Genomic DNA, 26092 nt, shown 5'->3' on the forward strand with positions numbered 1-26092 from the left:
TTCCTCGATGCGCTCTACCGCCCGGCGCCGCAGTTCCGCGCCGCCCCGCCCGACGCCATCGCCTGCCGCTGCGAGGAGGCGACCGGCGCCGCCGTGCGCGAGGCCGCCCGCATGGGCGCGACCGGGCCGAACCAGCTCAAGGCCTTCCTCCGCTGCGGCATGGGGCCGTGCCAGGGGCGGATGTGCGGGCCGACCATCACCGAGACCATCGCGCAGGAGCGCGGCGTGCATCCGCGCGAGGTGGGCTACATGCGCCTCCGCACGCCGGCCAAACCGATCACGCTCGGCGAGTTCGCCGCGCTGCGGAAGACCGAGGCGGACATGAAGGCCGTCGAACGGCGCTGACCCCGGGGCAACCGGGCGGAAGGGATCGCGGCCAAGTCACGGGCGCTGCACGGACAAGGAGAGAACGCAGGATGAACCGCATCACGAAGGGGGCGCTCGCCGCCGTCATGGCCCTGGCCGCCGGCATCGGCGCGGCGCCCGGTGCCGCTGCGCAGGGCGCCTGGCCGGACCGGCCGATCCGCATGATCGTGCCTTTCCCGCCGGGCGGCGGCACGGACACCTTGGCGCGCATCGTGGCCGCGCATCTGCAGACGGTGCTCGGGCAACCCGTGGCGGTGGAGAACCGCAGCGGCGGGTCGGGCGTGATCGGCACCGAGGTCGTCGCGCGCGCGGCGCCCGATGGCTACACGCTGGGGATGACCGCGAGCGGGCCGATGACGATCCTGCCGCAGATGATGGCGAGCCCGCCCTATCATCCCGTGCGCTCCTTCGCGCATGTGGCGCTGCCCTATGTCACGCCGCTCTTCATGGTGGTGCCGCCCGCCTCGCAGGCGCGCAGCCTGCAGGATTTCGTCACCTGGGCGCGGCAGAACCGGGGAGGGGTGAACTACTGCTCGATCGGTGTCGCCTCGCCGTCGCATCTTTCGGCGGAAATCTTCCTGCGCGCCTTCAACATCGAGATGGAGCACATCCCCCATCGCGGCAGCGCGCCGGCGCTGACCGACACCATCGCGGGGAACTGCCATGTGCTGTTTGACAGCAGCACCTCTTCCTCGCCCCTGGTCCGTCAGGGCGCGCTGCGGGCGCTCGGCGTGAGTTCGGCGCAGCGGCTGCCGAGCTTCCCGGATGTGGCGACCATCGCCGAGCAGGGGGCCGCGGGCTATGAGACGAGCACCTGGTCCGCCGTCATCGCGCCGGTCGGCACGCCGGGGCCGGTCGTCGAACGGCTGAACGCGGAGATCCGGCGCCTCGCCGCCACGCCGGCCGAGCGGGAACGCGTCAGCGGCCAGGGCGGCCTGGCGCTGGACCTGACGCCCGCGCAGTTCACAGCCTTCCTCGATCGCGAGATCGAGGCCTGGGGCCGGGTGATCCGTGCCGGCAACATCCGCATCGATTGACGCTTTCCGCGCCGAAGGAGTGAGCCGCTTCCTTCGGCGCGGCGGAAGTGACGGTGGCGGGCCAAGGCCTCGTCGCGTTCTTCGATCGGCATAGCGGGCCGACCATCATCAGCGGCGCTAATCCTTCAGCCGTCGCCGCGCATGCGCCCAATTGCAAAGCCCACAGCCGCGACCGTTGCCGTCAGCATCGTGCCCCAGGCGAGGTCGACGAGCGTCACCATGACCGGCCAGTCCCGCAGCGTCGCCTGGTTGGTGAGGTCGTAGGTGCCGTAGGCACACAGCCCGAACACCGCGCCGCGCCATAGAGCGCCCTGCCAGCACCGCGCAGGCCATTGTGCCAGTACCAGGATGCCGAGCAGGTAGAGCAGGTAGAAGGCGATGGCCGGCGCCAGCAGGAACCCGTCCTCGCGCATCAGGTGGCCGATCCGAGGCCGGTAGAGCGCCTCGGCCGTCAGCGTCAGCCAGACGGCGTCGATCGCCAGCATGACCAGGCCGCTCAGCAGGTAGGTGCGCAGCAGCCGCGGCATCAGGCGACCTCGTAGTGGATGGCCGAGCCGTCGCTGCCGCGGAAGCGCAGCCCGAGCCAGGCGCGGGAAGCATCGTACCAGGTCTCGAGGTCGACAGCGCCGCTTAGCACGAAGCGATCGCCGAGCCGCTGCGGCGCCCAGGGCAGCGGCTCGGGGCCCTCGCGACGCACGGCGGGGCGCAGCACCTCGCCGGTCTGCGTGTTGATGAAGGGGCCGTCGAGCATCTGTCGGTTCCAGTGCGTCGCGGGCAAGGCGCCGGGCGGTGCGACGTAGCGCCCGGCGCGGCTGCTATCGACCGCCAGAGCATCGCCCTGGCGCCGCATCGTGATGGTGCTGCGGCTGCCGTCGTCGTTGGTTTCGGCCTCGAAGGAGACGACGCTGCCATCGTCCCACCGTTCGACCGCGCGATGGCGGTAGCGGTAGAGCGTGATCGGCCCGAAGCCGACAGCGAGATCGACAGAGATGCGCACCGTCAGGCGCGACCCGTCGGGCTCGAAGGTGAGGACATGCTGGCCGATGCCGCTGCCGTTGCGCACGACGCGGAAGCCGAGCCGGCGGGCGGGCGGGAAAGGCAGTGCCGCGAGGGCGCCGGACGCGGGCAGCGCCGCCATGCCCGCGAGCAGGAGCCGCCGGCCGATCATCGCCCGTCCTCCTCTCGCCGCAACCGGTAGAAGCCGACATCGATGGCGCCGGCGCGAAAGCCGCCCTCGCAATAGGCGAGGTAGTAGCGCCATAGGCGCTGGAACCGCTCGTCAAGGCCGCAGCGTGCCACCTCGGGCAGCGCCTGGACGAAGCGGCGGTGCCAGTCGGCGAGCGTGCGCGCGTAGCTCGCGCCGAAGGTCTCCTCGTGGTCGAGCCGAAGGCCGGCGGAGGCCGCCATTTCCCGCACGATGCGCGGCGTCGGCAGCATGCCGCCGGGGAAGATGTGGCGCTGGATGAAGTCCGCGCCCCGGCGATAGGCGGCGTACCGCTCCTCGGCGATGGTGATGACCTGCAGCACGGCGACGCCGCCGGGCGCGAGACGTTCGCGCAGGGTGCGAAAATAGGTCGGCCAATAGGCCTCGCCCACCGCTTCCAACATCTCGATGGAGACGATGCGGTCGAAGGTCCCGGCGACGTCGCGGTAGTCCTGCAAGCGGAGTTCCGCGCACGATGCGAGGCCCGCCTGCGCCATCCGGTCCTGCGCCCAGGCGAGTTGCGAGGGCGAGAGCGTGATGCCGGTCAGCCGCCCGTCATGCGCGGCGAGGATGCGCTGGGCGAGCCCACCCCAGCCGATGCCGATCTCGAGCACGCTCTCGCCCCCACGCAGGTCGAGCAATTCGATCGCGCGGTCCTGCTTGGCGGCCTGGGCTTCGTCGAGCGTCACGCCGGCCGTCCGGTAGATGCCGGAGGAGTAGGACATGCCCGGATCGAGCCAGGCGCCGAAGAAGTCGTTGCCCAGGTCGTAATGCGCCACGATGTTGCGCGAGCTTCCGTACCGCGTGTTGGCGCGGCGCAGATGCGCGATGCGGTTGGCGATGCGCGACAGCATCGTGCCACCGATCCGGCGGTCGAGGGCCGGGCCGTTCACGGCGGCGAGCTCGATCACCGAGGCCAGGTCGGGGCTCGACCAGTCGCCGTCGCCATAGGCCTCGGCGAAAGCGATGTCGCCGCCGAAGGCGAGCCGCCGCAGCGCGCGCCAGCGGTGCAGCACGATGCTCGCCTCCGGGCCAGGCAGCGGAGCGCGATGAAGCACATGCAGCCCGTCCGGCGTCGTCACATCGAGGCCGCCGCGCGTGAGGCCAGCCATGACGCGCCGGAGCGGCGCTGCGCGCAGTCCGGCGAGGCTCGCGATGGGCAGTGCGGTGCGCGGGAGGCGCAAGGCCTGACTCATGTGCCGTGTCCCTGGCTGGAAATGGTTACCGCCTCGGCCGGCGGTGCTGGCCGCGGGCGCAGGCACAGGCCCTTCCGCCACAGCTTCAGCGCTTCCCAGTGGATGCCGCCGAGCACGCGGCCGGCGAGCAGCGGATGGGCGAGGAAGGCGGCGATCAGCCACGCATCGGTCAGCGGCCGGCGACGCCCCGTGAAGGCGGCAAAGAGCAGCGGGCCCGCAGCGTCATGTGCATCGACGCCGAGGGTGAGCGATTCCTCCGGCAGCGTGACGCGGAAAGCGTAGGTCAGGCCCATGTCCATGAAGGGCGAGACATAGAAGCGCTTCTCGCAGCGCTGCCGCAGCACGCCGCGCACCTCGCCGGTTACGGGAATCAGATAGGAATGGCGTTGCCCGAAGGTGTTGTTCACTTCGTAGAGCATCGCCTGCAGCGCGCCGTCGGCGCGGTGACAGAAGTAGACGGTGAGCGGGTTGAACACCATGCCGAGCACGCGCGGCATGCACAGAACGCGGATGCGCCCGCTGGCGGGATCGAGGCCGGCGCGGCGCAACAGGGCCTCGACCTGGCCGCGCAGCGGCGCGCCGCTGCCATCGCCATGGTCGGCGTCGCGGAAGGAGAACAGAGCCCGCCTGTTGTGCCCGAACAGCGCCAGCCGGCGGCCAAGCTCCGGCAGTTCGTCGAGGTCGAGCAGCATGTTCAGCATGCGGTAGCGGAGCCGGTGCCGCACCGGCCGCACGCGCGCATGCACCACCGCGCCGAGGTAGAGCGCCGATTCCGTCATGCCGGGAGCGCCGCCGCCACTGGCGCTGCATGGATCCGGGACGTGCCGGGCGGCACCTGCCAGGGGCGCCGCACACCGCCGAGCTGCTCGGCGACGGCGAGGCCGGCCTGCAACCCGTCCTCGTGGAAGCCGGCGCCGAACCAAGCGCCGCAATACCAGGTGCGTCGCGTGCCCTGCAGCGTCCACAATGCGCGCTGCGCGCGGATCGCCGTGGCGTCGAACTGGGGATGGGCGAAGGATTCCTCGTGCAGGATATGCGTGGGCTCCTGCGTCGGGTTGAGGGTGACGAAATGCGGCCCGGCCCGTTCCGGCAGCGATTGCAGCCTGTCCATCCAATAGGTGACGCAGAGCGCGCCGTCGGCGCGGCCGATGTAGTTCCAACTCGCCCAGGCCGCACGCCGCCGCGGCATGAAGCGCGGGTCGCTGTGCAGCACCACGCGGTTCTGCGCCGTGCGCATGGCGCCGAGCAGCGCGCGCTCGCTATCGGATGGGTCCTCCAGCATCGCCAGCGCCTGCGGGGCGTGGGTGGCGACCACCACCTCGTCGTAACGCTCCGCGCTGCCCCGGGTGTCGCGCAGCAGGACGAAATCGTCCTCCCGCCGGATCGCCGCGACGCCGCAACCGAGGCGCACGGCATGGGCGAAAGGCTCGGAGATGCGGTTCACATAGGCGCGGCTGCCGCCCGCCACCGTGCGCCAGATCGGGCGATCGCGGAGCTTCAGCAGCCCGTGGTTCTCGCAGAAGCGGATGAAGGCGGTGGCGGGATAGGCGCCGACCTCGGCCGCCGGCGTGGACCAGATCGCCGCGGCCATCGGCAGCAGGTGGTCCTGCACGAAGCCCGGCCCATAGCCTTCCCCCTCCAGATAGGCATCGAGGCTGACGAGGTCGCGCTCCAGCGCCGCCGCATCGCGCGGCGCCTGGCGATAGAAGCGAAACAGATCCCGCATCATGGACCAGAAGCGCGGGCGCAGGACGTTGCCCGGCTGCGCCAGCAGCCCGCGCAGGTCGGTTCCGGCATATTCCAGTCGCCCGTCGTCGATGGAGACGGCGAAGGACATGTCGGAGGCCCGCGTCTCAACGCCGAGATGTCGGAGCAGCGCGACCAGATTGGGATAGGTGGCCTCGTTGTAGACGATGAAACCCATGTCCACGGGAGTGCGGAAGATGCCGGCCTCCACCGTGCGGCTGTGGCCGCCGAGGCGGCTCGACCGCTCATAGACCGTGACGTCGTGGGCACGGGAGAGCAGCCAGGCCGCCGAAAGCCCGGAGATCCCGGTGCCGATCACGGCGACCCGTTTGCGATGATGGCTCGTCATTGAAAGTCCCGGTTCCCGCGCCTCTGGAATTCGTGCTGGAAACGAAGGCGGCGCCCGGCTGGATCACTCGCCGGCGGAAGTGATCCGATCCGCGCCACGGTTCGTTATGGGGGTGATGTTTGACCTGCTCCTGGATCATGGCCGTCGGCCGCGCGGGGCCCGCCGCGTCACAGCACGCGAGGGGACCATGACCGACGGCCCGCCACCCGTCGATGGCGGCGCGTTGCTCGCCGCGATTGCCACGCGCGGCGACCGCGAGGCCTTCGCGGCGCTGTTCGGCCATTTCGCGCCGCGCGTGAAAGGATACCTCCTGCGTCTCGGCCTTCCGAACGCGCAGGCCGAGGAACTCGCGCAGGAGACGATGCTGACCGTCTGGCGCCGGGCCGAGCAGTTCGACCCGGCGAGCGGCGCGGCCGCCGCATGGATCTTCACGATCGCGCGCAACCTTCGCATTGACGCGGTGCGCCGCGATCGCCTGGCCCCGCGGCTCGAATTGACGGCGGAGGAGCGCACGCCGCCACCCCCTGCCGACGCAGTGATCCAGTCTGCCCAACACACTGAGCGGGTGCGCGCGGCCCTGGCTCGCCTGCCGGCCGAGCAGGCGGAGGTGGTCCGCCTCTCCTTCTACGACGACCGTCCCCATGCGGAGATCGAGCGCGCGCTCGGCATCCCTCTCGGGACCGTGAAATCCCGCCTGCGCCTTGCCATGACGCGCCTGCGGACCCTGCTGGACGACATCCGATGAACCGCCGCCACCCGTCCGAGGCGACCCTGCTGGCCTATGTCGCCGGCACGCTGCCTGTGCCGCACAGCATCGTCATTCGAACGCATCTCGCAGTCTGCGGCGAATGCCGCGAGACGATCCGCCTCGCCACCGCCCTCGGCGGTGCGCTGCTCGAGCATGCGCCACCTGCGGCCATGGCTGGCGACGCGCTGGAGCGGACCCTCGCGCACCTCGGCGAGCCCGAGCGCAGCCCCGCCCCCGCACGCATCCCCACCACGGTCCAGGACTTCGCTACCGGCCGCTGGTGGTGCCTCGGCCCCGGCATCCGCCTGATGCCGCTGATCCGGCGCGACCGGGACGATGCGCGGCTCGACCTGATCCGCGTCGCGCCCGGCGTCGCCCTCCCTGGCCATGGGCACACGGGATCAGAAATCACCTGCGTGCTGCAGGGCGCCTTCGGCGACGAGACCGGCGAATACCATGCCGGCGACGTGGCCGAGGGCGACGAGGATCTCGACCACCAGCCGGTGGCGCTCGACACCGGGCGCGAATGCATCTGCCTGATCGCGACCACGGGCCGGCTGCGCGGCCATTCCTGGCTGGCGCGGCTGGTGCAGCCCATGTTCGGCATCTGAGAGTGGAGCGCCGGCCGATGCTTGCCGCACTCGGTGCGCTCGCTCTCGCGGCATGTTCGCCCGTCGCGTTGCTGAACGCGCTCGCGCCGCGCGAGGGCGTGCGCGAGACCACCGGCCTCCCCTATGCCGACGGTGCCCGGCACGGCATTGACGTCTATGCGCCCGAGGGTGCGGAAGGCGCACCGGTGGTACTGTTCCTCTACGGTGGCTCGTGGGAGAGCGGGGAGCGCGGCATGTACCGCTTCCTCGGTGCCTCGCTCGCCTCGGCCGGCGTGGTCTGCATGGTGCCGGACTACCGGGTCTGGCCGGAGGTGCGCTTCCCTGCCTTCATGCAGGACGCCGCGCGGGCGCTCGCCTGGGCGCGCCGCAATGCCGCGGCGCATGGCGGCGATGCCGGCCGCGTCGTGCTGATGGGCCATTCGGCCGGTGCTCAGATGGCGACGCTGCTCGCGCTCGACGGCGAGTATCTGGCCGACGAGGGACTGCGTCCGGTCCGTGCGCTGCGCGGCGTGGTCGGCCTGGCCGGGCCATACGATTTTCTGCCGCTCCGGGATCCGACGCTGCGCGCGATCTTCGGGGAGGAGAGCGCATGGCCTGCTTCCCAGCCGATCAACCATGTCCGTCCCGGCGCGCCGCCCATGCTGCTCGCGACGGGCGACCAGGACTCCACGGTGCTGCCGCGCAACACGGCGCGGCTGGCGGCGCGGTTGCGTGCATCCGGCAACGACGTGCGCGCCGTGACCTATGCCGGCATCGGGCATCGCGAGATCCTCGGCGCCTTCGCCCCTGCGTTGCGCTTCCTCGCGCCCGTGCGGCAGGACGTGCTGCGCTTCGTCGAGGACGCGACGGCATGATCCTGCTCCCCGCGACGCTCTTCCTTTGCGCTGTCATGACCGCCGCCTGGGTGGTGCAGCGCCGGCTGCGCAATGCGGGCTGGGTGGATGCATTCTGGACCTTCGGGTTGGGCACGGCCGGCATCGGTGTCGCGCTGCTGGGCGGCGCGGGGCCGCGGCGCTTCCTGGTGGCGGCGCTGATCGCGATCTGGGCGATCCGTCTCGGCACCCACATCGCCGGGCGCAGCTGCGGCGCACCTGAGGATTCCCGCTACGCCCATTTTCGGCAGGAATGGGGCGACGCCTTCGAGCGGCGCATGTTCGGCTTCCTGCAGATCCAGTCCGCCGCTGCGGCGCTGCTGCTGGTGCCGGTGCTGATCGCAGCCGCCGCGCCGCGCGCGCTTGGCTGGATTGATGCGGTGGCGGTCACCGTCGCGGTCGTTGCCTTCTTCGGCGAAGGCGTCGCAGACCGCCAGTTGCAGGCCTTCCGCTCCGATCCGCGCAACCACGGCCGCGTCTGCGACAGCGGGCTCTGGGCCGTGTCGCGCCATCCGAACTACGTGTTCGAGTGGCTGCATTGGTGGGCATATCCGATCCTCGCCATCGGCACGCCGTGGGCTGCGCTGGCGCTGATCGGTCCCGCCTTCATGTACTGGCTGCTGGTCCATGTCTCCGGCATCCCGCCGCTCGAGGCGCAGATGCTGCGCAGCCGCGGCGACGCCTATCGCGCCTACCAGCAGCGAGTGGACGCGTTCCTGCCATTGCCGAAGGGATCGACCCGATGAGCCTCGTCGCCGCCGCCGTCAGCGCTGCCGAACGCATGCCGCTGCCCGACAGTGTGATGCGCGCGGGCATCGCTGCGCTGGTCGGGCGCACCGCGCGCCGCCTGCGCAGCATGCCCGAGGGCACCGAGCGCGCCTTTGCCGAGGCCATGCGCAGCCACCCGATCGCGCTGTTCCCGGTCGATGCGAATGCGCAGCACTACGAGGTCCCGCCAGGCTTCTTCGAGAAGGTGCTGGGGCCCCGCCTCAAGTATTCCTGCGGCCTCTACCCCGAACCGGGCACGACACTGGCGCAGGCGGAGGAGTTCGCGCTCGAAGAGACGGCGGGTCATGCCGACCTCGCCGACGGGCAGGACATCCTCGAACTCGGTTGCGGCTGGGGGTCGTTCACGCTGTGGATGGCGGAACGTTTCCCGGCGGCGCGCATCACCGCCGTCTCCAATTCCCACCCGCAACGCGAGCACATCGAGGTGCAGGCCGCGCGCCGCGGCTTGCTCAACGTCGAGGTCATCACTGCCGACATGAACCGGTTCGCCACCGGCCGATGCTTCGATCGGATCGTCTCGGTGGAGATGTTCGAGCATATGTCGAACTGGCCGCAGCTTCTGGCCAACATCCAACGCTGGCTGCGCCCGGACGGGCGGCTCTTCCTGCACGTCTTCAGTCACCAGGCGACGCCGTACCGCTTTGACCATACCGACAAGGCGGACTGGATCGCGCAGCACTTCTTCACCGGCGGCATCATGCCGAGCCACAATCTGATCCGCCACGTCGCCGGGTCCTTCGCTCTCGAGGCCGACTGGCGCTGGTCCGGCACGCATTACAAGCGCACCGCACTGCACTGGATCGAGCGCTTCGACGCGCATGCCGAGGCAATCGAACCCTTGCTGCGCGCCACCTACGGCGCCGACTGGCAGTTGTGGCGGCGTCGCTGGAGGCTCTTCTTCCTCGCCACCGCTGGGCTGTTCGGCGCGAATGGCGGGCGGGAATGGGGCGTCAGTCATTACCGGCTGCGACCGCTGTGAGGGCCCTTGCGGCGCTGCGCGCCTATGGCGCGCATGCCGATCCGTCGACGCGCATCGCGAACACAATCGCGCTGCTGGTGGGACTGAATGGTCCCTTCTACCCGGCCTATGTCTGGTTCCTGGTGCCGGAGGCCGGCCCGTACGCGCTCGCGACCATGGCCATGAGCCCGGCCTTCCTGGCGATCCCGTGGCTGTCGCGGCGCCGCGTGACAGCGGCGCGCGCGGCACTGCCGATCGCGGGGCTGCTCAACACGGTCTGGGCCGCTGCGCTGCTCGGGCCCGCAACGGGCGTCGGTGCCTTCGCCTATCCCTGCCTCGCGCTGGCGCTGCTATGCTGGCGGGAACCATGGCTGATGCTTATGCTGCTCGGCGCCGGGTTGGTGGCGCAGCAGGCCGTGCTTCACATGCCGGTCGTCCCGCTGGCCGGTCTTGCCGTCACCTCGCAATCGCTGCTCGAATCGCTCAACGTCACAAGTGTCGGCGCGCTGATGGCCTTCGCCGCCATCACCATCGCCCGCGAAATGCGGGCCGCTTGAGTCTCGCACACGCATGATGGCACATGTCGCGCATCGCAGGGCGTGGCCGACACCTCATGTCGGTTAGGCATAGCTCTGCACCGGACTAAACACCTAGCCCCAGGGACTTCGCTTCCGCATCCCGCTGTCGATCCCGTGCAGGTGCAGCATGGGCACCGGCACGGGCCCTGCCGGCCTGGCCCCTGCGATCCCGACCCCGAGGCTCAGATTCCTATTACATGAGCGCCGGCAAGCGGGTCGGCGCAACACAAGCTTGCCGGCGGGGCATCTCGGTCCCTAGGCTTTCCTCATAACAAGGGAGGGGCAGGGAAATGACCATTGGACGACGCGCACTCGGCCAGGGCGTCGCGGCGGCGGCAGGCGGGCTGGCAGCCCCTGGGATCTTCGTTCGACCGGCACAGGCCCAACGCAGCGCCAACACGCTCCGCATCGCCTTCCGCGACGCGGTGCCGAATGTCGATCCCTACTTCAACAGCCAGCGTACCGGGCTGATCATCGGCCACCAGGCATGGGACGGGCTGGTGCACCGCGACCCGGAGACATTCCGCATCGTCCCCGCGCTCGCCACCGAATGGCGCTGGGCGGACAGCAAGACGCTCGACTTCACGCTGCGCCAGGGGGTGAAGTTCCACGACGGCAGCGTCTTCGGGCCGGACGACGTCGTCTATACGATCAACACCGTCGCCGACCCGAACACGCGGGTCGCCACGCCGTCGAACTATGCCTGGATCCAGGGCGCGGAAAAGACCGGCGCGAACAGCGTGCGCCTGCACATGAAGCGGCCGACACCGGCCGCACTCGAGTACCTCGCACTCGTCATGCCGATCTGGCCGAAGGCGTATCGCGAGCGCGTCGGACCCGAGGGCTTCTCGCGCGCCCCGATCGGCACCGGGCCGTACCGCTTCACCAAGGTCGATGTCGCCACCGGCGTCGAATACGAGCGCTTCGACGACTACTACCAGAGCGGACCGAAAGGGCGCCCCGCGATCCAGAAGCTGACCGCACGCTACATCGGCGATGCGGCGACGGAACTGACCGAGTTGCTCGGCCAGCGTGTGGACTGGATCTGGAACATGAATCCTGACCAGATCGCCAACGTGAACCGCATGCCCTACCTGCAGGCGACACGGCAGGAATCGATGCGGGTCGGGTTCCTCAACCTCGATGCCGCGGGGCGCAGCGGCGCCGGCAACCCGATGACGAACCTGAAGGTGCGCCAGGCCGTCTGGCACGCGATCGACCGCAAGGCGATCGCCGAGCGCCTGGTCGGCGGCGGGTCCCGCGTGCCGGATGCGCCGTGCTTCCCCTCCCAGTTCGGCTGCAACACCGAAGCCGCCGTGCGCTACGACTACGACCCGGCCAAGGCGCGCGCCCTGCTGGCAGAGGCCGGCTTCGCCAACGGCTTCGACATCGAACTCACCTCCTACGTCCAGCCGCGGCAGTGGTCGGAAGCGGTGCAGAACTACCTGCGCGCCGTCGGCATCCGTGCCAACCTCAACCTCATGCAGGTGGCCGCGCAGATCCAGCGGTCCATGCGCGGGGAACTCGCGATGGAGATGGGGTCCTGGGGCTCCTATTCGATCAACGACGTCTCGGCGATCATGCCCAACTACTTCGCGGGCGGCGCCAATGACTACGCGCGCGACCCGGAGATGATCCGCCTCATCGAGGAAGGCGGCAGCACGGCCGACGAGGAGGTGCGCAAGCGCGCCTATGACGCTGCCATCCGCCGGGCGACCGAGCAGGCCTATTGGCTGCCGCTCCACACCTATGTCAGCGCCTTCGGCTTTCAGAAGCAGCTCGAATTCCCGACCTTCCCGGACGAGCTGCCGCGCTTCTACCTGGCGAAGTGGAAGTAGCGCGTCAGGCCAGGTGGCATTCCACGAGGCCCGCTTCATCCGTCGCGGGCCTCGGCGTCTCGGCGGCACAGCGCGGCACCGCCACCGGGCAACGCGGATGAAAGCGGCAACCCGGCGGGATGTTCGCCGGGTCCGGCATGGTGTCGCCGAGCCCCACATCGGGAACGCCGAGCCCCGGTTCCGGCGTCAGCACCGAGGCGAGCAGCGCGCGCGTATAAGGATGCCGCGGCGCAGCGAATAGCCGTGCCGACTCCCCCCGCTCCACGATGCGGCCGAGATACATCACCGCCACCTCGCTGGCGATGTGCTCGACCACCGCGAGGTTGTGGCTGATGAACAGGTAGGTCAGGCCGAGCTCCCGCCGCAGTTCCGCCAGAAGGTTCAGGATCTGCGCCTGCACGCTGACATCGAGCGCCGAGGTCGGCTCGTCGCAGACCACGATGCGCGGGCGCAGCACCAGCGCGCGCGCGATCGCGACCCGCTGCCGCTGCCCGCCCGAAAGCTGCGCCGGGAAGCGCGCCCCCTGGTCCTGCGACAGGCCGACACGATCGAGCGCCTCGGCGACGCGGCGGCCGATCTCCTCCCGCCCAATCGCGCCCTGCGCGATCAGCGGCATGGCGACGATGTCGCGGATACGCCGCTTCGGGTTCAACGAGGCGAAGGGATCCTGGAATACCGGCTGGATCAGCCGCGCCCGTGCCCGGCGGTCCATGCCGCCCAGGCGCCGGCCGTCCACCAGCACCTCGCCGGCCGTAGGCTCCAGCAGCCCGAGAATCAGCCGCGCCAGGGTGGACTTGCCGCAGCCGCTTTCCCCCACCACGCCGAGTACGCTGCCGGCCGGGACGGAGAAGGACACGTCGTCCACCGCCACGACGTGCCTCGGTGCCGCGAACATGCCCTGCCGCACGCGGAACTCTCGGCGCAGGCCGCGGACCTCGATGGCGGCCGCCTCGCTCAAGCCGCCGCCTCCCTGCTCCAGTCCGGCGGCAGCGTGCAGAGGACCTCGTGCCCCTCGCCGGCGCCGCGCCGCGGGATGCTGCCGGCGCAGGCAGCGTTGGCCCAGGCGCAACGGTCGCGGAAACCGCAGCCGGTGAAGCCCGGCTGGATGCGCGGCACCACGCCAGGAATGCTGCCGAGCGGTTCGTCCCGCTTCACCTTGCCCGGCACCGGCACGCAGGAGAGCAGGCCGCGGGTATAGGGATGCTTGGGCGCGGCGAAGAGAGCCGCGGTCGGCGCGCTCTCGACCACCTCCCCCGCATACATCACCGAGACGCGGTCGGCGACGCGCGCGACGACGCCGAGATCGTGGGTGATCAGCAGGATGCCGAGGCCGAGATCCTTCTGCAGCCCCGCCAGCAGCCGCAGGATCTGCGCCTGCACCGTCACGTCGAGCGCCGTGGTCGGCTCGTCGGCGATCAGCAGCTCGGGGTCGCACATCAGCGCCATGGCGATCATGACGCGCTGGCGCAGTCCGCCGGACAACTGATGCGGATACTGCCCCAGGCGCAGCCCCGGTGCGGTGATGCCGACGCGCGCGAGCAGTTCCGCCGCGCGGTCCACCGCCTGCGCGCGCGACGTGCCGCGGTGCCGGCGCAGCACCTCGGTCATCTGGGATCCCACGGTGTAGGCGGGGTTCAGGCTCGTCATCGGCTCCTGGAAGATCATCGCCATGCGGTCGCCGCGCAGGCGTTCCATCTCGCGTTCGCCGTAGCGGCCGATCTCCTCTCCGGCGAAGCGCAGGGCCGTCGTCTCCCGTCGCGCGCCCCGCGGCAGCAGGCCCATGACGGACAGCGCGGTGATGGATTTGCCGCATCCGCTCTCGCCCACCAGGCAATGCGTCTCGCCCTTGGTCACGGCGAGCGAGGCGCCGCGCACCGCCGCGGTGCTGCCGATGGTGACGCGCAGGTCTCGGATCTCGAGCAACTCGATCATCGCGACAGGTCCGTGCCCATCATGTCGCGCAGCGCGTCACCCAGCAGGTTCACGCCCATCACCAGCACGAACAGCGCCGCGCCGGGGACGATGATCACCCAGGGGCTGAAGAACATGTATTCCTTCGCCTCGCTGATCATCAGCCCCCAGGAGGGCAGCGGCGGCGGCACGCCGAGGCCGAGGAAGGACAGCGCCGCCTCCAGCAGGATCGCGAGCGCCATTTCCAGCGTCGCGACCACGGCGAGATGCGTCGCGATGTTGGGTAACACCTCCCGCGTCAGCACCCACCATCGGGAGACGCCGGCGCACCAAGCGGCTGCAACGTAATCGAGGTTGCGGATCTGCATGGTGGTGGATCGCGCCACCACCGCGAAACGGTCCCACAGCAGCAGGCCGAGCACGAGCACCACCAGCATGAAAGAACTGCCGCGCAGTGCTGCGACCGCCAGCGCCACCAGGACAGCGGGAATGGACAGGCGCGTGGTGATGGCGAAGACCACTGCGTCATCCACTTTGCCGCCGTAGAAGCCACCGAGGATGCCGAGCGTGATGCCGATCAGCCCCGAGGTGATCACGGTCAGCACGCCGATCACCATGGAGATCCGCGTTCCGTAGATCAGGCGGGAGAAGTAGTCGCGGCCGAGTTGGTCGGTGCCGAGGAAGTTCCGCGGATCGCCCCCCTCCATGAAGGAAGGCGGGACGAGGCGCCGGTCGAGGTCGATCGCGAAAGGATCGTAGGGAACGATCCACGGCGCCAGTAGGGCAACAATCGCGGCGAAGCCGACGATGGCAGCGCCGACCGCGAAGCCGGGGCTGCGCAGCAGCCGGGCACCGCGCCCGGCGGGCATCGCTACGCCGCTCATCCGGTGCGCAGCCGCGGGTCGAGCACGGCGTTCAGCAAGTCCGCCAGCAGCGTCAGCCCGATGTAGATCAGCGCCAGCACCAGCACGACCGCCTGCACCACCGGGAAGTCGTTCTTGCTGATGCTCTCCCAGGCGAGATAGCCGACGCCATGCAGGGCGAAGACCGTCTCGATGACGATTGAGCCACCGAGCATGAAGCCGAGTTGCACCGCCGCGATGGAGACCACCGGGATCGCCGCGTTGCGGAAGCCGTGCTTCACCAGGATCGAGAGGCGCGTCAGCCCCTTGGCCCGGGCTGTGCGGATGTAGTCGGACGCCAGCGCCTCGATCATGCCGCTGCGCGTCAGCCGCGTCAGGGACGGAATGGCCGAGAACGCCAGCACCACGCCGGGCAGGATGAACCCATCCCAGCTCTCGACCCCCGAGATCGGCAGCCAGGCAAGCTGCAGCCCGAAGACGATCATCAGCAGCAGGCCGAGCCAGAAGGAGGGCATGGCCTGGCCGATCATGGCGAAGACGCCGACCAGCCGGTCCACCCAGGTCCCTTCCTTCACCGCGGCGAGGATGCCGAGCGGCAGCGAGACCACCAGCGCAATCGATAGCCCGACCAGGCCGAGCGTGACCGTCACCGGCATGCGGCCGGCGATCAGCTTCGCCACCCGGTCGCGGAAGAAGTAGGATTCCCCGAAATCGCCCTGCAGCGCGCGGCCGAGCCAGTCGAGGTACTGTACGTAGAGCGGCCGGTTCAGCCCATAGACCTGCCGGATCTGCTCGACGTCGGCAGCCGTTGCATTGGGACCGGCGATGGAGATCGCGAGATCCCCTGACAGCCGCGTCAGCATGAAGGCGAGCGTCAGCACCGTCAGCGCGACGAGCACGGCAACCGCGAACCGCCGGACAAAGAAACGAAGCATCCCGGTTGGAAGCCTAGGCGGGCGGTGCTCGCGTCGGCAAGGGCTGCCTTACCAGGCCGCCGCCCAGCCATCCCGCCGCGGGTCGGACCCCGCCATGCGGGCGCCATTCTCCAGGATGCGGATGGCTTCGACGCTGCAGGCGCCCTCGAGGTCGCCTGCGACCTTCGCCTCGTGCCCGCGGTTCCGCAGGCCGGCGATGGCGGCCTCGCCCACGCCGCGCTCGATGGTCAGCACGTCGCCGCCGCCATGAGGGTAGTTCGATTCCTGGCCGGGCTGCGAGGAGGTCCAGCGCGGCGCCTCGAGCGCCTGCTGCGGGTCCATGTCGAAGACGAGTCAGGCCACTAGCACCTGGAAGTTCACCTGGACTTGGTTGTCCGCGCCCGGCGTGCCGAAGACCAGCAAAGGCCTGCCGTCTTTCATTACCATCGGCGCGTTCATCCGGCACCAGTTCGGGGCCTTCACCGACGAAACGATCGTGCCCTTCGCGCCCCGTTGGCACGACGCGGACGAGCTGATTCCGTCGGAGATTATCGCGGAGCTCGCCGAGCTCGGCGTCTTCGGCATGACCACGCCGGCCGAGTTCGGCGGCTCCGCGATGGGCGCGGAGGCGATGTGCGTCGTCACGGAGGAACTGTCCCGGGGGTACATCGGCGTGGGCTTCCTCGGCACGCGATCGGAGATCGCGAGTGAGCTGATCCGGCTTGCTGGCACGCCGGAGCAGAAGCAGCGCTGGCTGCCGCGCATCGCCTCCGGCGAGGTACTGCCAACCGCGGTCTTCACGGAACCCAATACGGGAGCCGATCTCGCGAGCCTGACGACGCGGGCGGAGCGCGCTGGGGATGTCTATCGCCTCAGCGCGGCGCCCTGACCAAGAGAGACAGGTTGTGAGAGAGAAGAATGGAGCAGTGGTGGGAACCGGGGTCCAACCTCCTCTGGGCGCCGTGAGACACTTTTCGCTGGCTGCGTCACCTTCCGCCAAGGCCTAGCCGCCCGTTGCAATGTTTTGTCATGATCGAGCAACGCCCAAGACGTGCTGCGCCGTCAGATTGAGATGGTCCTGATCGGGACTCAGGGGGGGCGCGCGTGCTGATTCGTATTTTGCTGCTTGTCATGCTGCTGGCCGCACCCGGCGTCCGCCCTGCCTTTAGCCACGAGGGCCATTCCGATGGTGACGCGCTCGCGCCGCCGGCGGCGGCGGCACCGCGCGCCGAGGCGCATTCCGATCTGTTCGAGATCGTGGCGGTCGTGGGACCAGACCGACGGCTTTGGCTCTACCTCGACCGGCACGCAACATCGGAGCCCATCGACGGCGCCACGGTGCAGGTCACCGTCGATGGTGAGGACATCGGAACGGCCACCCGCGCGAGTGAGGCGGTCTATGTCCTTACCAATCCGGCTCTGGATCGGTCAGGCCAACGGAACCTGGTCTTCACCATCACTGCCGGCGAGGACATGGACCTGCTGCCAGCGACGCTTGAAATCCCTGCTGCGGCCGCCGCTCTGACCGCAGCACCAGCTGCGCAGGACCTGCTCTCGACGGCGTTACGTGAGCCCTACATGTGGGCGGCGGGCCTGCTCCTGCTGCTGCTCGGCATGGCGATTGGCCGCGCTGCCGCGCCACGACCATTGCCGCCGCTTGTCGTCGTCGAACCGCCAGCAGCCGGCACGCGCCCCCATGCTTTGCCATCCGGCGCGCCGATTGCGGAACGTGTGGCTGCTGCGCCGGCGGTGCTGGCGCTAGCGGCGATTCTGCTCGTGCCGGTGATTTCCCGGGCGCAGCCGTTGGACGCACCTCGGCGACAACCTGACGGCAGCATCTTCATGCCCAAGCCCTCACAGCGTCTGCTCGGCTTGCGAACCGGCCCGGCCGAGTTGGGCGAGGCCTCGGTCACAATCCGCCTGACCGGACAGGTTGTGGCGGACCCCAACGCCTCCGGCCGCGTCCAGGCGTCCGAGGCGGGGCGCATCGAGCCAGCCGAAGGCGGTTTCCCGGCGCTTGGCCAGCGCGTGGCACGCGGCGAGGTGCTCGGCTTCGTCGTGCCGATCATGGCGGCGCAGGATCGCGTCGGCGTACGCGCCAGCATCGCCGAGCTCGATGCGCTCATCGTCATCGGCGAGGCGCGGGTTCGCCGCCTGACCGCGCTGACCGGAACCGTCGCGGCGCGGGAGATCAGCGATGCCCGTGCGGAGCTCGAAGGCCTACGCCAGCGGCGCGCGGCGAACCTGCCGGCGGTGACGGGGCGGGAGCCGATCGTGGCGCCCTCCGCCGGGCTGATCAGCGTGATCCGCGTCGCCGCCGGCCAAGTGATCCAGGCGCAAGAGCCGCTGTTCGACATCGTCGATCCCGGCCGGCTCTGGGTCGAGGCCATCGCCTTTGACCCCGCCGCGGTGGCGGAGGTTTCGGCGGCCTCCGCCGTCACGGCCAGCGGCCAGGCGCTGCGGCTCGGCTTTGTCGGGCGTGGCATGACCTTGCGCCAACAGGGGCTGCCCCTGCATTTCCGCATCGATGCCGGCGCCCCCGGACTTGCCGTGGGGCAACCGGTGACGGTCCTGGTGGAGACGCCGCGCCGCACAGCCGGGATCGTGCTGCCGGCCGAAGCCGTGGTGCGAAACCCCGAGGGCGGCCAGGTGGTCTATGAGATGCCGAGCGCAGAGCGCTTCCTGCCGCGGCCCGTGCGGGTCCAACCCCTCGACGGCCAGCGTGTCCTGGTAACGGCCGGGTTGGACCGCGGGGCACGGGTGGTGACCAGCGGCGCCGGGCTGATCGCCCAGGTCCGCTAGCCGTGTTCAACATCCTCGTTACAGCCAGCCTGCGGAACCGCCTGTTCGTCCTCGTCGCGGCAGCGATCCTGGTGGTCTACGGCGCGCTGGCGCTGCAACGCCTGTCGGTGGACGTCTTCCCCGACCTCAACAAGCCTGTCATCACCCTGATGACCGAGGCCGAGGGCCTCGCGCCGGAGGAGGTCGAACTTCTCGTCTCCTACCCCATCGAGACGGCGATGAACGGCATGCCGGGCGTCACCCGCGTGCGCTCCGTCTCGGGTGTCGGGCTGTCGATTGTGTTCGTGGAGTTCGACTGGGGCACCGACATCTGGGTGAACCGCCAGCAGGTCGCGGAGCGCCTCTCGCTGGTGCGGGCACAGCTGCCGGCGAATGCCGCGCCGCAGATGGCGCCGATCTCCTCCATCATGGGCGAGATCATGCTGGTGGCGATGTCCACCGATGGCCGCGCCAGCCCGATGGAGCTGCGCGAGTTGGCCGATTGGGTGGTGCGGCCTCGACTGCTCACCATCCCCGGCATATCCCAGGTGATCCCCATCGGCGGCGAGGTCCGGCAGTATCGCGTGACACCCGATGTCGCGCGGATGCATGCGCTGGACGTGACCGAGGCGCAGGTGGTCGCTGCCCTTCGGCATTTCGGCGGGAACACCGGCGGCGGCTACGTGGATCAGGCGGGGCGGGAATACCTGATCCGCAACATCGGCCGCACCACGCGCCTCGAGGATCTCGCGAATACGCCGGTGGCCGTGCGGGCTGGCCAGCCAATCCCGCTGCGCCAGGTCGCAACGGTCGATTACGCCGCGCGGTTCAAGCGTGGCGAAGCTGGCAGTATGGGCCAGCCTGCCGTGATTCTCTCGATCCAGAAGCAGCCATTCTCCGACACCGTGACCCTGACGACGCAAGTGGAAGCGGCGCTGGCGGAGTTGCAGCGCGTCATGCCACCGGGTGTAACCGCGAACAACGTGCAGTTCCGCCAGGCCGATTTCATCGCGGCCTCGATCGGCAATGTCGAGAAGGTGCTGCTGGAGGCGGTCGCGGTGGTGGCCGTCGTGCTGTTCCTGTTCCTGCTGAACGGGCGCACCACCTTCATCTCACTCACCGCGATCCCGCTGTCCGTGCTGATCACGGTGGTGGTGTTTCAGCTGCTCGGCCTGTCCATCAACACCATGACGCTGGGCGGTCTCGCCATCGCGATCGGCGAGCTGGTGGATGACGCGGTGGTGGATGTGGAAAACGTGTTTCGCCGGCTGCGCGAGAACCGCGGGCGGCCGGACCCGCAGCCCGTCATCATCGTGGTCGCCAAGGCAAGCCAGGAGGTCCGCTCCGGCATCGTCTACGCGACGATGATCGTCATTCTCGTCTTCGTGCCGTTGTTCGCGCTGACCGGCATCGAGAGCCGGTTGTTCGCGCCGCTCGGCATCGCCTACATCGTCTCGATCCTGGCGAGCCTCATCGTCTCCATCACCGTTACGCCGGTGCTCTGCTACTACCTGCTGCCCCGCATGAAGCAGATGGAGCATGAGGACAGCGCTCTGGTGCGCGTGCTCAAACGCTGGAACGAGCGCGCGCTGTTTTGGGCCTTTCCCCGCGCCCGCTTCGTGTATCTGCTGGCGGGACTGGGCGTGGCGGGCGCGCTGGCGACCGTGCCCTTCCTGCCGCACTCCTTCTTGCCGCCCTTCAACGAAGGAACGCTGACGATAAGCCTGCAATTCCAGCCCGGAATCAGCCTGGCCGAAGCCAACCGGCTCGGCCGGCAGGCGGAACTGCTGATCATGCAGGTGCCAGAGGTGCACACCGTCGGGCGCCGCACCGGCCGCGCCGAGCTGGATGAACATGCGGAAGGCGTGCATTCCTCAGAGATCGACGTCTCCCTCCATGCCTCGGCACGCGGCAAGCAGGAGATCTCGGCCGATATCCGCGCGCGTCTCGCTGTACTGCCCGGCAGCGCCAACGTCGGCCAGCCTATCGGGCACAGGCTGGACCATATGCTCTCCGGCGTGCGCGCCGAGATCGCGCTCAAGATCACCGGCGATGACCTGGACACCCTTCGCACCCTGGCCGAGGGCATGCGGCAGCGCCTGGCCACCATCCCCGGCCTGACGGATCTGCAGGTGGAGCGCCAGATGCGCGTGCCGCAGCTTCAGGTGACGGTAAACCATGAACGCGCCGCGCTGTATGGCGTCTCAGCCGCATCAGTGGCCGAGGCGCTGCAAGCCCTGTCAGGCGGCCAGGTCGTCAGCCAGGTGGTGGACGGCGCGCGGCGCTTCGACGTGGTGCTGCGCCTCGGCGAGGCCGACCGCACTGGCGCCGGGCTGGCCGCCGTGATGATCGAAACGCCAGGCGGACGGGTGCCGCTGTCGCTGCTGGCGGAGCTGCGCGACACCGATGGCCCGAACCAGATCCTGCGGGAGAACGGCCGGCGTCGCATCGTCGTCCTTGCCAACACCGATGGCAGCGACATGGCCGCCATCGTGGCGCGCATCCGTGCCGAGATGGAGGCTGCGGCGCTGCCGCCCGGCTACTTCTTTGCGCTGGAGGGAACCTTCCAGGCGCAGGAGGAAGCGGCGCAGTTGATCGCCGGGTTGTCCCTGGTGTCCTTGGCGCTGATCTTCATGGTGCTCTACAGCCGCTACAAATCCGCGGTTCTGGCGCTGATCATCATGGGCAACGTGCCCCTGGCGCTCGTCGGCGCCATCGCGGCGCTGTGGATCGCAGGCCAGCCACTTTCGGTTGCGTCCATGATCGGCTTCATCACGCTCGCGGGCATCGCCACGCGCAACGGTATCCTCAAGGTCAGTCACTACCTGAATCTGGCGCTGCTCGAGGGCGAGCCATGGGGCCTCGGTCTCGTCATCCGCGGCAGCCTCGAGCGCCTGACGCCTGTCCTCATGACGGCGCTCTCCGCCGGCTTCGCCCTCATCCCGCTGATGATCGGCGCCGGGGAACCTGGCAAGGAGATCCTCCACCCCGTCGCGGTGACGATCTTCGGCGGGCTGATCACGGCGACCCTGCTCGACACCTTCCTGACGCCGCTGCTCTTCCACCGCTTCGGCCGACCGGCCCTCGGCCGGCTGCGCGAACGCCAACAGGAATTGAAAGTCGCGGAGGCCTATTGATGACAACGAAAGGATACCGCCACATGAACCGTCGCATGCTCGTGCTCTCTCTCGCCGCCCTGCCGCTCCTGCCGGTGACAGTGCGGGCCAGCAATACGCGCGGACCGCATGGCGGCCACCGCACCGACATCGCAGGCGGCCATGGCGAGTTGGTCGCCGAGGGCGGCGAGCTGCGCCTCTACCTGTCTGACAACGCTTACCGTGCCCGCTCGGCCGAGGGCGCCTCCGCCCAGGCGGTCGTGCTGGCAGCCGGGAAGCAGACGACGGTTGCACTGGCGCCGGCCGGCGCCGAGATGCTGCGGGGACAGGGCGACTTCACTGCGGCACCGGGCATGCGCGTGGTGGTGAGCCTCACCCTGCCCGGACAGCGGCCGGCGCAGGCCCGCTTCACGCCCATGGACCAGAACTGACCCGGAGGCCGCATCCAAGCCGATGATGCCCGACACCCTTCCGCCCGAGGCCCATATCCTCGTCGTCGAGGATGACGGCGAGATGCGAACGCTGATCGCGAAATTCCTGCGCCAGAACGGCTATCGCGTGACCGGCGCGCGAGACGGGCGTGAGATGTGGGAGACGCTGGGCAATGCCCCGGTGGATCTCATCCTGCTCGACGTGATGCTGCCCGGGCAGTCCGGCCTCGACCTGACCCGCGCGCTGCGGGCGAAGACCCGGGTTCCGATCATCATGGTCACCGCCCGCGGCGACGAGACGGATCGCATTGTCGGCCTCGAACTCGGCGCGGATGACTACATTCCAAAGCCGTTCAGCCGGCCCGAACTCCTGGCCCGCATCCGGGCGGTGCTGCGGCGTGTGCAGCCGGCCGAGGAGGCGCCGGTCGCCGGGCTGGTCGGCGACCGTATCCTCTTCGCCGGCTGGGCGCTGGACACGCGCCGGCGCGAACTGGCGGCGCCGGACGGCACCTCCGTGGACCTCTCCGGCGGCGAGTACGACATGCTGCTCGCCTTCTGCGAGCACCCGCAGCGGGTGCTGTCGCGGGACCAGCTGCTGGACCTCGCGCGCAACCGCGTCTCGGACAGTATCGACCGTTCGGTGGACGTGATGGTGAGCCGGCTGCGGCGAAAGCTCGAGCCGACGGAGCAGAGCCCGGCGCTCATCAAGACCATTCGCGGCGCCGGCTACATGTTCATCCCCGCCGTGACCCGCGGCTGATGCGCAGGCTGCTGCCCGACACGCTGGGTGGGCGGATCGTCCTGGTCCTGCTGGTCGGCTTGCTTGCCTTCCACCTGGGCAGCTTGTGGCTGCACCAGAGCGGCACGGAGGCGGTGCTCGGCACGACGCGCGATCATCAACTGGCCGAGCGCCTGATCGCCGCGAAGCGGGCAGTGGCCGAGCTCCCAGCAGCCGACCGTGAACGCACCGCGCACGCGCTGTCATCCGTCGGCCTGGACATGCATTGGACGCCGATTCCCACGGTTCGCCTGACCGAGGAAACCAGCGCCCGCATCGAGACCATCCGCGCGCGCCTCCTCGAACTCGAGCCGAACCCCGCCGATGCGGGGATGCGGCTTGGCTACCTGGATGAGGCCGGCAGCGGCACGCCGGCGGGCGAACAGGGCCGCCATCTGCTGGTGGGCGCGCTGCAGCTGCCGGACGGATCCTGGCTGAACTTCGCCGCGGCACTGTTCCGCCCCATGGTGGCCGAGCACGGCGCCTTCTTGCCCACCACCCTGTCCACCACGGCGATGGCCGCGGGAATCCTGATCCTCGGCTTCCTCGTCGTGCGCCTGATCGGCCGGCCACTGCGTGCGCTCTCGATCGCAGCGGATCGCATCGGCCGGCCAGGGGAGAGCGCGCCGGTGTCGGAGGACGGACCAAGGGAGGTCCGCCAGGCCGCGCAGGCCTTCAACCGCATGCAGGCGCGGATCGACCGCCTGATCGCGGACCGCACCCAGGCACTGGCCGCCGTCAGCCACGACCTGCGCACACCGATCGCCCGGCTCCGGCTGCGCGCCGGCTTCATCGAGGATTCCGAGACGCAGCGCCAGATCGACCTCGACCTTGACGAGATGGAGGGCATGATTGCCTCCACCCTCGCCTATCTGCGGGGCGAGGCCGAGCAGGAGCAGCTGCGCGTCGCCGACCTGGCGGCGATCCTCGAGACCCTGTGCGACGATGCGGCGGATGCTGGGCACCGGGCGTCGTATGAAGGTCCGTCGCAGGCACGCCTGGCGTGCCGGCCGATCGCGATGAAGCGCGCTCTCGCCAACCTGATTGACAATGCGTTGAAGTACGGCGGCGTCGCGCGCGTGACCTTGCGAGACAGCGGGACCATGGTGGAGATCTCGATCGAGGACGACGGTCCGGGCATTCCGGACCAGGAAATGGAGGCAGCCTTCGAGCCCTTCCGCAGGCTCGATCCCGCCCGGAACCCGGAATCCGGAGGCTCCGGCCTGGGTTTGACGATCGCGCGACAGGTCGCGGAACGGCATGGCGGGACGGTCTCCCTGGGCAACCGTCCAGGCGGTGGACTGGTCGCGACGCTGACCATCCCGCGTGCTAGACAGTAGGGAATGACGATGATGACGATCCGACGGCGCAGCCTGCTGGTTGGCTTCGGCATGTTGGCCGCCTCGCCAGCCGCGGCACAGGGCGGCCCGCTCGTCGAGGTCTGGCGCGACCCGAATTGCGGATGCTGCAGCGGGTGGACTGCTCACATGCGGGATGAGGGCTTCTCCGTCCGGGAGACTGTGCTTCCCGCGCTCGGACCGGTGCGCCGCATGCTCGGCACCCCGGCGGACCTGCTGTCATGCCATGCGGCCCGCGTACAGGGCGTCGTGCTGGAGGGCCATGTCCCGGCGCTGGCGGTGCGCCGGGTGCTCGCCGATCGGCCGGCGGGCCTGCTCGGCCTGGCCGTGCCCGCGATGCCCGTAGGGGCGCCGGGAATGGAGGTCCCGGGCCAGCCGGACGACGTCTACGACGTTATGGCCTTCGACACTGCCGGCCGGCACGCGCCGTTCATGCGCTTCAGGGGCGGGCGGCCGATCTGAGCCGGCCGCCCTGGGGCGAGCGATCAGGCCTGGGACCAGGTCACGCCATTCGGCGTGCGGCCGACACGGATGCGTAGCAGCACCGCCTGGGTCGCCACGTCGATCTCGGCTAGCGTGTTGTCATAGAGGTTGGTCACGAAGGCGCGGCTTCCGGTCCCGCAGACCACGACGCCGTGCGCACCGCGGCCGGTCTCGATCGTGGCGACGACCGCTCCGGCCGCGACATCGATCACCGACGCAGTCGTGCCCGGCGCGCTTCGTGTTCCCTCGTTCGCAACGTAGAGCAGCCGGCCATCCGGCGTGGCGTAGACCTGCACGGGTCCGCGCCCGACGGGGATGCGGCGCAGGACCCGCCGGCTGCGTGCGTCGATCTCGGCGACCGCATTGGCGCCACGGAGCGAGACGTAGGCCCGCGAACCGTCCGGTAGGAAACCAACCTGCACCGGCGAGGGACCGACCTCGATCCGCGCGACCTGGCGGCCCTCGGCCAGATCCACCACGGAGACGGTGCCATCCTTCACATTGGCGAGCCAGGCCTCGCGACCATCGGGGCTGAGGCGCAGCCCGTGCGGGTAGTCGCCGACAGGAATGCTTGCAGCGACGCGGCGCTGCGCGACGTCGACGATGATCAGCGCGTCGGCCTCGGAATCGGTGACGAAGGCGCGTTCGCCGGCTGCGTCCGCCACGACATGACCGGGATGCCGGCCGGCCGGCATCTCGGCGATGATGCGCGGGGCTGCTCCCCCCACCGGTTCGAGCACCACGAGGCGACCATTGGCTCCTGCGTGGTCCGACCCGTGCGCCCCGGCGGCGGTGCCGACCGCGAAGAGCCGGCGGCCGTCCGCCACGGCCTGGACGTTGTGGGGCGTGATTGGCACGACGACGGTGGAGACACGGCCTGAGGCCAGGTCCACCGCGCTGATGCTGGCGCCGCCTTCGTCGGCGGTGAAGATCGTTCCGGCGCAGCCCTCAGCGGCGCGCGCGGCCGGCGCTGCGAGGAACAGGCTCGCGCCGGCGAGCAGAAGCGGCAAGTCACGGCGATGCAGGACGGACATGGATCGGCTCTCCTCTGGTGGCCGATGTGCGGCGTTCCGCCGCTGCATGTCCCTGCGATGATCGCTTCATGACAAAGCATGTCCCGAAGGAGTGCGGCGCGCCGCAATGCTTTGTCGTGAAACAGCCTTTG

At 69.7% G+C, this 26092-nt stretch carries 27 protein-coding genes; 16 read left to right on the plus strand and 11 right to left on the minus strand.

Annotated elements, in window-relative coordinates:
- A partial coding sequence (locus GXW76_RS14800; protein ID WP_211862859.1) for a (2Fe-2S)-binding protein occupies positions 1-345 on the plus strand: 345 nt, incomplete at its 5' end.
- A 71-nt stretch (positions 346-416) separates the two neighbouring features.
- Positions 417-1403 carry a Bug family tripartite tricarboxylate transporter substrate binding protein gene (locus tag GXW76_RS14805; RefSeq protein WP_211862860.1) on the plus strand — a complete coding sequence of 329 codons (987 nt, stop codon included), beginning with the start codon at positions 417-419 and terminating at the stop codon, positions 1401-1403.
- Between the two features lie 125 nt (positions 1404-1528).
- Here GXW76_RS14805 and GXW76_RS14810 read toward each other — a convergent pair whose 3' ends face one another.
- The 5 genes from GXW76_RS14810 to GXW76_RS14830 are packed head-to-tail and all read right to left on the minus strand — an operon-like array spanning position 1529 to position 5898.
- On the minus strand, positions 1529-1930 hold the full coding sequence (locus GXW76_RS14810; RefSeq protein ID WP_211862861.1) for a DUF2177 family protein: 402 nt from the start codon (positions 1928-1930) through the stop codon (positions 1529-1531).
- A complete protein-coding gene (locus GXW76_RS14815; RefSeq protein ID WP_211862862.1) occupies positions 1930-2571 on the minus strand; it encodes a DUF6134 family protein in 642 nt (213 codons plus the stop codon). Before GXW76_RS14815 ends, GXW76_RS14810 begins: the two co-directional genes overlap by 1 nt.
- Positions 2568-3803: an SAM-dependent methyltransferase gene (locus GXW76_RS14820; protein ID WP_211862863.1), complete on the minus strand. Its 1236-nt coding sequence runs from the start codon at positions 3801-3803 to the stop codon at positions 2568-2570. The genes GXW76_RS14815 and GXW76_RS14820 overlap by 4 nt, the downstream gene beginning before the upstream one ends.
- On the minus strand, positions 3800-4582 hold the full coding sequence (locus GXW76_RS14825; RefSeq protein WP_211862864.1) for a DUF1365 domain-containing protein: 783 nt from the start codon (positions 4580-4582) through the stop codon (positions 3800-3802). Before GXW76_RS14825 ends, GXW76_RS14820 begins: the two co-directional genes overlap by 4 nt.
- Positions 4579-5898 (minus strand): NAD(P)/FAD-dependent oxidoreductase, encoded by a 1320-nt coding sequence (locus GXW76_RS14830; RefSeq protein WP_211862865.1) that lies wholly within the window; start codon positions 5896-5898, stop codon positions 4579-4581. The genes GXW76_RS14825 and GXW76_RS14830 overlap by 4 nt, the downstream gene beginning before the upstream one ends.
- Before the next feature lie 187 nt (positions 5899-6085).
- On the opposite strand from GXW76_RS14830, the gene GXW76_RS14835 reads away from it, so the two are divergent.
- The 7 genes from GXW76_RS14835 (at position 6086) to GXW76_RS14865 (ending at position 12292) form a co-directional block, all read left to right on the plus strand.
- Entirely contained in the window at positions 6086-6643 is a 558-nt protein-coding gene (locus tag GXW76_RS14835) for a sigma-70 family RNA polymerase sigma factor (protein ID WP_211862866.1), read from the plus strand.
- Entirely contained in the window at positions 6640-7257 is a 618-nt protein-coding gene (locus GXW76_RS14840) for a ChrR family anti-sigma-E factor (protein ID WP_211862867.1), read from the plus strand. The genes GXW76_RS14835 and GXW76_RS14840 overlap by 4 nt, the downstream gene beginning before the upstream one ends.
- 17 nt (positions 7258-7274) lie before the next feature.
- Complete coding sequence (locus GXW76_RS14845) at positions 7275-8111, plus strand: alpha/beta hydrolase (RefSeq protein ID WP_211862868.1); 837 nt, start codon at positions 7275-7277, stop codon at positions 8109-8111.
- Positions 8108-8875: a DUF1295 domain-containing protein gene (locus GXW76_RS14850; protein ID WP_211862869.1), complete on the plus strand. Its 768-nt coding sequence runs from the start codon at positions 8108-8110 to the stop codon at positions 8873-8875. Before GXW76_RS14845 ends, GXW76_RS14850 begins: the two co-directional genes overlap by 4 nt.
- On the plus strand, positions 8872-9897 hold the full coding sequence (locus GXW76_RS14855; protein ID WP_211862870.1) for an SAM-dependent methyltransferase: 1026 nt from the start codon (positions 8872-8874) through the stop codon (positions 9895-9897). The genes GXW76_RS14850 and GXW76_RS14855 overlap by 4 nt, the downstream gene beginning before the upstream one ends.
- The gene (locus GXW76_RS14860; RefSeq protein WP_211862871.1) at positions 9894-10433 is read left to right on the plus strand and encodes a hypothetical protein; all 540 of its coding nucleotides are present in this window, start codon (positions 9894-9896) and stop codon (positions 10431-10433) included. Before GXW76_RS14855 ends, GXW76_RS14860 begins: the two co-directional genes overlap by 4 nt.
- Before the next feature lie 311 nt (positions 10434-10744).
- On the plus strand, positions 10745-12292 hold the full coding sequence (locus GXW76_RS14865; RefSeq protein ID WP_211862872.1) for an ABC transporter substrate-binding protein: 1548 nt from the start codon (positions 10745-10747) through the stop codon (positions 12290-12292).
- A 4-nt stretch (positions 12293-12296) separates the two neighbouring features.
- Here GXW76_RS14865 and GXW76_RS14870 read toward each other — a convergent pair whose 3' ends face one another.
- Genes GXW76_RS14870 through GXW76_RS14890 form a run of 5 tightly spaced genes read right to left on the minus strand, consistent with a single transcriptional unit; the run spans position 12297 to position 16322 of the window.
- Positions 12297-13250 carry an ABC transporter ATP-binding protein gene (locus tag GXW76_RS14870; RefSeq protein WP_246514353.1) on the minus strand — a complete coding sequence of 318 codons (954 nt, stop codon included), beginning with the start codon at positions 13248-13250 and terminating at the stop codon, positions 12297-12299.
- Positions 13247-14224 carry an ABC transporter ATP-binding protein gene (locus tag GXW76_RS14875; RefSeq protein WP_211862873.1) on the minus strand — a complete coding sequence of 326 codons (978 nt, stop codon included), beginning with the start codon at positions 14222-14224 and terminating at the stop codon, positions 13247-13249. The genes GXW76_RS14870 and GXW76_RS14875 overlap by 4 nt, the downstream gene beginning before the upstream one ends.
- On the minus strand, positions 14221-15072 hold the full coding sequence (locus GXW76_RS14880; protein ID WP_211862874.1) for an ABC transporter permease: 852 nt from the start codon (positions 15070-15072) through the stop codon (positions 14221-14223). Before GXW76_RS14880 ends, GXW76_RS14875 begins: the two co-directional genes overlap by 4 nt.
- A gap of 11 nt (positions 15073-15083) precedes the next feature.
- Positions 15084-16001, minus strand: coding sequence for an ABC transporter permease (locus GXW76_RS14885; RefSeq protein ID WP_211862875.1), 918 nt, complete (start codon positions 15999-16001; stop codon positions 15084-15086).
- 48 nt (positions 16002-16049) lie between these two features.
- On the minus strand, positions 16050-16322 hold the full coding sequence (locus GXW76_RS14890; RefSeq protein WP_211862876.1) for a gamma-glutamyltransferase: 273 nt from the start codon (positions 16320-16322) through the stop codon (positions 16050-16052).
- Between GXW76_RS14890 and GXW76_RS14895 the strand changes: the two genes are divergently transcribed.
- The 7 genes from GXW76_RS14895 (at position 16321) to GXW76_RS14925 (ending at position 24906) form a co-directional block, all read left to right on the plus strand.
- Positions 16321-16869 carry an acyl-CoA dehydrogenase family protein gene (locus GXW76_RS14895; protein ID WP_211862877.1) on the plus strand — a complete coding sequence of 183 codons (549 nt, stop codon included), beginning with the start codon at positions 16321-16323 and terminating at the stop codon, positions 16867-16869. The two genes, GXW76_RS14890 and GXW76_RS14895, sit on opposite strands and share 2 nt — an antisense overlap.
- A gap of 215 nt (positions 16870-17084) precedes the next feature.
- A complete protein-coding gene (locus GXW76_RS14900; RefSeq protein WP_211862878.1) occupies positions 17085-18782 on the plus strand; it encodes an efflux RND transporter periplasmic adaptor subunit in 1698 nt (565 codons plus the stop codon).
- 2 nt (positions 18783-18784) lie between these two features.
- Entirely contained in the window at positions 18785-21898 is a 3114-nt protein-coding gene (locus GXW76_RS14905; RefSeq protein WP_211862879.1) for an efflux RND transporter permease subunit, read from the plus strand.
- A gap of 23 nt (positions 21899-21921) precedes the next feature.
- Positions 21922-22308 (plus strand): hypothetical protein, encoded by a 387-nt coding sequence (locus GXW76_RS14910; protein WP_211862880.1) that lies wholly within the window; start codon positions 21922-21924, stop codon positions 22306-22308.
- 22 nt (positions 22309-22330) lie between these two features.
- Positions 22331-23068, plus strand: coding sequence for a response regulator (locus GXW76_RS14915; RefSeq protein ID WP_246514355.1), 738 nt, complete (start codon positions 22331-22333; stop codon positions 23066-23068).
- Positions 23068-24426: an ATP-binding protein gene (locus GXW76_RS14920; RefSeq protein WP_246514357.1), complete on the plus strand. Its 1359-nt coding sequence runs from the start codon at positions 23068-23070 to the stop codon at positions 24424-24426. The genes GXW76_RS14915 and GXW76_RS14920 overlap by 1 nt, the downstream gene beginning before the upstream one ends.
- A 9-nt stretch (positions 24427-24435) precedes the next feature.
- Positions 24436-24906: a DUF411 domain-containing protein gene (locus tag GXW76_RS14925; RefSeq protein ID WP_246514358.1), complete on the plus strand. Its 471-nt coding sequence runs from the start codon at positions 24436-24438 to the stop codon at positions 24904-24906.
- Between the two features lie 23 nt (positions 24907-24929).
- On the opposite strand, the gene GXW76_RS14930 is transcribed toward GXW76_RS14925, so the two are convergent.
- Positions 24930-25961 (minus strand): YVTN family beta-propeller repeat protein, encoded by a 1032-nt coding sequence (locus GXW76_RS14930; protein ID WP_211862882.1) that lies wholly within the window; start codon positions 25959-25961, stop codon positions 24930-24932.
- Between the last annotated feature and the right edge of the window lie 131 nt (positions 25962-26092).

Source organism: Neoroseomonas soli (genome assembly GCF_018129065.1).
Taxonomy (GTDB): domain Bacteria; phylum Pseudomonadota; class Alphaproteobacteria; order Acetobacterales; family Acetobacteraceae; genus Neoroseomonas; species Neoroseomonas soli.

Coding starts and splice junctions, on each gene's coding strand:
- GXW76_RS14915 (WP_246514355.1), top strand. CDS start 22,331: ATGATGCCCGACACCCTTCCGCCCGAGGCCCATATCCTCGTCGTCGAG.
- GXW76_RS14930 (WP_211862882.1), bottom strand. CDS start 25,961: ATGTCCGTCCTGCATCGCCGTGACTTGCCGCTTCTGCTCGCCGGCGCG.
- GXW76_RS14820 (WP_211862863.1), bottom strand. CDS start 3,803: ATGAGTCAGGCCTTGCGCCTCCCGCGCACCGCACTGCCCATCGCGAGC.
- GXW76_RS14825 (WP_211862864.1), bottom strand. CDS start 4,582: ATGACGGAATCGGCGCTCTACCTCGGCGCGGTGGTGCATGCGCGCGTG.
- GXW76_RS14875 (WP_211862873.1), bottom strand. CDS start 14,224: ATGATCGAGTTGCTCGAGATCCGAGACCTGCGCGTCACCATCGGCAGC.
- GXW76_RS14925 (WP_246514358.1), top strand. CDS start 24,436: ATGATGACGATCCGACGGCGCAGCCTGCTGGTTGGCTTCGGCATGTTG.
- GXW76_RS14855 (WP_211862870.1), top strand. CDS start 8,872: ATGAGCCTCGTCGCCGCCGCCGTCAGCGCTGCCGAACGCATGCCGCTG.
- GXW76_RS14805 (WP_211862860.1), top strand. CDS start 417: ATGAACCGCATCACGAAGGGGGCGCTCGCCGCCGTCATGGCCCTGGCC.
- GXW76_RS14835 (WP_211862866.1), top strand. CDS start 6,086: ATGACCGACGGCCCGCCACCCGTCGATGGCGGCGCGTTGCTCGCCGCG.
- GXW76_RS14890 (WP_211862876.1), bottom strand. CDS start 16,322: ATGGACCCGCAGCAGGCGCTCGAGGCGCCGCGCTGGACCTCCTCGCAG.
- GXW76_RS14840 (WP_211862867.1), top strand. CDS start 6,640: ATGAACCGCCGCCACCCGTCCGAGGCGACCCTGCTGGCCTATGTCGCC.
- GXW76_RS14850 (WP_211862869.1), top strand. CDS start 8,108: ATGATCCTGCTCCCCGCGACGCTCTTCCTTTGCGCTGTCATGACCGCC.
- GXW76_RS14845 (WP_211862868.1), top strand. CDS start 7,275: ATGCTTGCCGCACTCGGTGCGCTCGCTCTCGCGGCATGTTCGCCCGTC.
- GXW76_RS14895 (WP_211862877.1), top strand. CDS start 16,321: ATGTCGAAGACGAGTCAGGCCACTAGCACCTGGAAGTTCACCTGGACT.
- GXW76_RS14815 (WP_211862862.1), bottom strand. CDS start 2,571: ATGATCGGCCGGCGGCTCCTGCTCGCGGGCATGGCGGCGCTGCCCGCG.
- GXW76_RS14880 (WP_211862874.1), bottom strand. CDS start 15,072: ATGCCCGCCGGGCGCGGTGCCCGGCTGCTGCGCAGCCCCGGCTTCGCG.
- GXW76_RS14810 (WP_211862861.1), bottom strand. CDS start 1,930: ATGCCGCGGCTGCTGCGCACCTACCTGCTGAGCGGCCTGGTCATGCTG.
- GXW76_RS14865 (WP_211862872.1), top strand. CDS start 10,745: ATGACCATTGGACGACGCGCACTCGGCCAGGGCGTCGCGGCGGCGGCA.
- GXW76_RS14885 (WP_211862875.1), bottom strand. CDS start 16,001: ATGCTTCGTTTCTTTGTCCGGCGGTTCGCGGTTGCCGTGCTCGTCGCG.
- GXW76_RS14830 (WP_211862865.1), bottom strand. CDS start 5,898: ATGACGAGCCATCATCGCAAACGGGTCGCCGTGATCGGCACCGGGATC.
- GXW76_RS14920 (WP_246514357.1), top strand. CDS start 23,068: ATGCGCAGGCTGCTGCCCGACACGCTGGGTGGGCGGATCGTCCTGGTC.
- GXW76_RS14910 (WP_211862880.1), top strand. CDS start 21,922: ATGAACCGTCGCATGCTCGTGCTCTCTCTCGCCGCCCTGCCGCTCCTG.